General features: G+C 69.0%; 6 protein-coding genes. 2 read left to right on the top strand and 4 right to left on the bottom strand.

Going from position 1 to position 4670, the window contains the following annotated elements:
- The coding region (locus tag G6022_RS12270; protein ID WP_347238178.1) for a hemerythrin domain-containing protein at positions 1-330 on the top strand (330 nt) is incomplete at its 5' end.
- A gap of 52 nt (positions 331-382) precedes the next feature.
- Here G6022_RS12270 and G6022_RS12265 read toward each other — a convergent pair.
- Together G6022_RS12265 and G6022_RS12260 are read right to left on the bottom strand one after the other, a co-directional pair.
- Positions 383-751: a DUF202 domain-containing protein gene (locus G6022_RS12265; protein ID WP_182640268.1), complete on the bottom strand. Its 369-nt coding sequence runs from the start codon at positions 749-751 to the stop codon at positions 383-385.
- The gene (locus G6022_RS12260) at positions 748-1131 is read right to left on the bottom strand and encodes a DUF202 domain-containing protein (RefSeq protein ID WP_182640267.1); all 384 of its coding nucleotides are present in this window, start codon (positions 1129-1131) and stop codon (positions 748-750) included. Before G6022_RS12260 ends, G6022_RS12265 begins: the two co-directional genes overlap by 4 nt.
- A 72-nt stretch (positions 1132-1203) precedes the next feature.
- On the opposite strand from G6022_RS12260, the gene G6022_RS12255 reads away from it, so the two are divergent.
- Complete coding sequence (locus tag G6022_RS12255) at positions 1204-2181, top strand: bile acid:sodium symporter family protein (protein ID WP_182640266.1); 978 nt, start codon at positions 1204-1206, stop codon at positions 2179-2181.
- Between the two features lie 63 nt (positions 2182-2244).
- Here G6022_RS12255 and G6022_RS12250 read toward each other — a convergent pair whose 3' ends face one another.
- The gene (locus G6022_RS12250) at positions 2245-3609 is read right to left on the bottom strand and encodes an acetamidase/formamidase family protein (protein ID WP_182640265.1); all 1365 of its coding nucleotides are present in this window, start codon (positions 3607-3609) and stop codon (positions 2245-2247) included.
- A 150-nt stretch (positions 3610-3759) separates the two neighbouring features.
- Positions 3760-4611: an alpha/beta hydrolase gene (locus G6022_RS12245; protein WP_182640264.1), complete on the bottom strand. Its 852-nt coding sequence runs from the start codon at positions 4609-4611 to the stop codon at positions 3760-3762.
- Positions 4612-4670: the final 59 nt, after the last annotated feature.

Here is a 4670-nt window from a genome sequence, read left to right as displayed (position 1 = left end):
CACCAGGAGATCGAAGAGGTGATGAAGGAGCTCGAGGGCCTGGACTCCGAGAGCGCCGAGTTCATCGCCACCGTGAAGCGCTTCAAGGAACTCCTCGATCACCACGCGGACGACGAGGAGAGCGACCAGTTCCCCAAGTTGCGGGCAGCCGTCTCCGCCGAGGATCTGGTCGACCTCGGTCGCAAGGTCGAGGCGGCCAAGGTGATCGCCCCCACCCGCCCGCACCCCGGTTCCCCGCACTCCGAGCTGTTCCACATGACGCTGGGGCCCGGTGTCGGCATGGTCGACCGGCTCCGCGACGCCCTGAGCGGTCGCCTCAAGAACACCTGATCCGACCCGGTCCTGGTCCGGGCGCGGGGGTCCGTACGGCTGGTCCGTACAGCTAGGACAGCACCCGGACCAGGACGGCGGTGAGCCCGCACGCGGCCATCACCAGCACCATCGCCACCAGGCCGACGTTGTAGCGGGCCTGGGTCTGCCGGACCTCACCGCCCCGGACGAAGCGCCCCACCCGTCGTTCGTGGTGCCGCTGCACCCTGAGCAGCGCCAGGAGCGGGACCACCAACAGCATCGAGAAGACGGCCGCCCACAGCCACGAGGTCTCCGCGATCAGCTTGGCCACGAGGATGATGTTGACGGTCACCACGGCCCAGGTCCGGGCCCACGACAGACTCGTTCGCTCGGACTGCAGCCCGGCGTCGGGCGGCGTGGCCTCGGGGCGCACCCCGATCCGGCGCCGCGGGGAGCTCATGCGAAGGTGCCTCCGAGGATCGCGACCAGGAGCAGGACAGCCCCGATCGCGATGCCCAGCACCAGCAGGATCGAGGCCTGCGGGACGGGCAGCGGATCATTGTGGCGCATGGAGGCCTCGATCCGGAGCCACCGACGGAACGACACGGTCGCCAGCAATGCCGCCATCACGAGCAGTACGCACGCCAGCGGGGTGCGGATGAACTCCGGGATCTCGTCGCCGGCGAAGGCCTCCATCGCCACGGCGCCGGCCATCAGGCCGAGGCTCGTCCGGATCCACGCCAGGAAGGTGCGCTCGTTGGCGAGCGTGAACCGCGGGTCCGGTTCCTCACCGTCCCGCAGCGACCTGGGCCGCCACCCCTGTCCTCCGCGCTCAGTCATCACCTGAGCCTATCGGCCGCCCCTGCGGGCCTCGTGCGGACCGCCCGCGGACCGGGGTGATGAAATGGGTCGATGAGCTTTCTGCGTCGCCTCCGGATCGAGCCGTTCATCCTCGCGATCCTGGCCGCCGTCGTGGTGGCGGCGGTGCTGCCGGCGACCGGAGGCGCGGCGACGGCGCTCGGGTGGGTCACCACCGTGGGGATCGCCGTCCTGTTCTTCCTCTACGGCGCGCGGTTGGAACCCCGGGAGCTGCTGGCCGGTGTGAAGCACTGGCGACTGCACTCGGTGGTCCTTGCCGCGACGTTCCTGCTGTTCCCCGCGTTCGGCCTGCTGGGCAGGTGGGCGCTCACACCGGTGCTCGGCGAGGCGCTGGCCACGGGGTTCCTGTTCCTGACGCTGGTGCCGTCCACCGTGCAGTCCTCGATCACCTTCGTGGCGATCGCCCGCGGTCACGTCAGTGCGGCCGTGGTCTCGGCGTCCGTGTCGAACCTGCTCGGGGTGTTCGTCACCCCCCTGCTGGTCTTCGCGTTGATGACCACGGATGGATCGGTGGTCATCACGTGGGACTCGGTCGGGGCGATCGCCCTGCAGCTGCTCCTGCCGTTCGTGCTGGGGCAGCTGCTGCGTCGCTGGGTCCTGCCCGTCACGCAGCGGATCAAGCGCCTGGCCCTGTTCGACAAGTCCGTGATCGTCCTGATCGTCTACTCCGCGTTCTCGGACGGGGTCGCCGACGGCATCTGGTCGATGGTCGGCCCCGCCCAGTTGACGTGGCTGATCGTCGCCTGCTGCGTCCTGCTGGGGGTCGTGCTGGGATTGACCGAACTGATCTCCCGCGCGCTGGGGTTCGAGGAGCGCGACAAGCGGGTCGTGCAGTTCTGCGGTTCCAAGAAGTCCCTGGCCACGGGCCTGCCCATGGCCGCGGTCCTGTTCGTCGGACAGCCGGTGGGTCTACTGGTCCTACCGCTGATGGTGTTCCACCAGATCCAGCTGATCGTCTGTGCGTGGCTGGCCGGGCGGTACGGGCGGGAGCAGGACGCGGCGGCGGAGTGAGGGGCGTGGGGTGAGGCGGCGCGGCGGCGGCGCCGATCACGACCCCACCGCGCCGCCCCGGCCTCAGGAGAAGTCAGCCTTGCGGATGAGCCCGTGCACCCCCACTGTCTGGTCCACCACCTGCGAGATCACGAAGTCTGTCGCGGCGGACAGGTAGGCGTACGCCACCTCGCGACTGACTCCCTGGTCCTGTTCGAGGAAATCGAGAGCGTTGACCACCGCGCGCCGCATCGCCCGGTTGAGGTCCCCGGTGATCACCTCTTCAGCCCGCCCGCGCTCGTCCGAGAGCCCGATCGGCACCCAGTGCTCCTCCGTTTCCCCGAACGGGTACCGGAAGGCGACACCGGGCGCGGTGCCGTCCCCCTCCTTGCAGACCGTCAGGCGGAAGGTTGCCCGGAGCGAGCCCTCCACGGCTGTCAGGGCCACCTCTCCGTGACCCTGCGCGAAGTGTGGGTCGCCAGCATAGAAGAGAGCGCCGTCCGCGGTCACCGGAACATAGAGCGCGGAACCTGCGCCCAGGTCGGCGACGTCCAGGTTACCGCCGGTGATCGTCGGCGGCACGGAGTGAGCGTCCTCGTCGTTCAGCGCGGTGGAGTCGACGGATGCCACGCCCACCATCCCCATGAACGGGTTGAGCGGGAACCTGATCTCCCTGTCCCCGTCGGACATCACGCCGTGGCCGTCCTCGATCCGGGTGAAGACCGAGACGTTGCCGTAGTCCATCGGGTTGCCACTGTCGCGTCCGTCCGTCTCGACGGGGGGCATGACCTCGTCGAGCGAGATGCCGTCAGGAGCCCGGTTTTCCCCGGTCAACCCCAACGCACCTCGTCCGTGCCGGTTGGACACCACTCCGTACGGCACCCGGGGGACGACACTGAGGGTCTCGATCTTGAGCACATCCCCGGGTTCCGCACCGTCCACGAACACCGGACCGGTGACCACATGGGGGCCGTCGGTGTCGAAATCGCGCTCTGTCCGCGTGTAGTCACGGGGGATCGCCACGACGTCCTCGAGGATGTCGGCCTCCGCGACCCCGTGTCCTCCGAAGAATTCCACCGGGTCCCTGCCCTGGTCCTCGAGGATCCCCTCGTGGCTCACGGTGTCGATCGTGACGGTCTCTCCGCTGGCCATCTCCAGGACCGGCTGGGCGTTCGTGCCCGGCAGGTACCCCCACAGCACCTCATCCGTCCTGGAAGGAAGGTAATGGTCACCCGGGATGTCCCCGGCGCCCGGGTGGAGCGGGCTCGACGGTGCCCGCATCCCGGTTGGGGTGGCCGAGGCACCGTTGTCATGGTTCGTCCCGCACCCCGCCACGGTTGCCGTGGCTCCGGCCGCGCCCAACGCGGTGGCGAGTTGAATGAATCGGCGTCGGCCCAGCCCCCGGGCCAGGCTGTCAGCGGCATCCCGGCCGAGTGCGTTCTGAGTCATCCGGTCTCCACCTCACGTTGGTTCACACGTTGGTTCGCGTCTCTAGATGGGGCGAGCCTACGAAGCGGACGTAAGGGGCGTTTTTCGTCAGTGTTACGGCCGTGGGTCCAGGCGAGGTCTCGTGCACCTACGGGTGCCGGCGGCCGGACCCTAGGAGCCGCTCTGACCCAGGAACCCGAGCACCGCCGCCGCCACCTCCGCGGGGCGTTCCTCCGGGGCGAAGTGGCCGCAGTCCTCGATCACGTGGAGCCCACTGCCCGGTATCGCCCGCTGCAACCTGTGGGCGCGGTCGAGGATCTGCCAGGTGTCGTCCGCACCCCAGATCAGCTGGACCGGGATCTCCCCCAGCGTGTGCAGCCGGTCGCTGATCTCCATGGTGTGCACGGGGTCGTAGTGCGCCGCCTGGTGCTGGAAGAAGCTCGGCTGGCCCACCGGTCCGCTGATGAAGTCCAGGTACGTCCGGAGCGCCTCGGGGTCGAAGCCCGCCGGATCGCTATGGGTCGACAGCAGCCACTCCCGGAAGTGCTCCCGGTGCTCGTCGTTGGGCCTCTTCGCCAACGCCTCCGGACCGTCGGCCATCTGCTGGCGGGTCCGTTCGGAGGGGTAACTGTCGAAGCTCACCACATCGATCAGTGTGAGGGTGCGTAGGCGCTCGGGGGACCTCACCCCAAAGCGCTGCGCGATCCCACCGCCGATGTCGTGCGCCACCAGGTGGAACGTGTCCAGGCCCCACTCGTCGAGCATCCCCTCGAGCACCGACACGTTGCCGGTGATCGACGTGTCGACGCCCGTGTCCCACGGTCGCTCCGAGAGCCCGTACCCCAGCAGGTCGAAGACGTGGGTGCGGTACCCGGCCTCGACGAGTCGGGGAACGACGTCGCGCCAGATGTACGACGACGACGGGGTCCCGTGCACCAGCACCACGGGTTCTCCGGCCCCGTCGACGCCGTGGGCGATGCGGTGGCCCTCGACGAGGGCGTGGCGGTCGACGACGTGGTTCATCACGAGCCGGTCAGACAGGTCAGCCCCGCTGATTCATGGAGTGTGAGGACGGCTTCTGC

The organism is Dietzia sp. Cai40, from assembly GCF_014145165.1.
Taxonomy (GTDB): Bacteria; Actinomycetota; Actinomycetes; order Mycobacteriales; family Mycobacteriaceae; genus Dietzia; species Dietzia natronolimnaea.
Note: the sequence above shows the minus strand (reverse complement) of the source record. Positions and strands in the feature narration are given on the sequence as shown.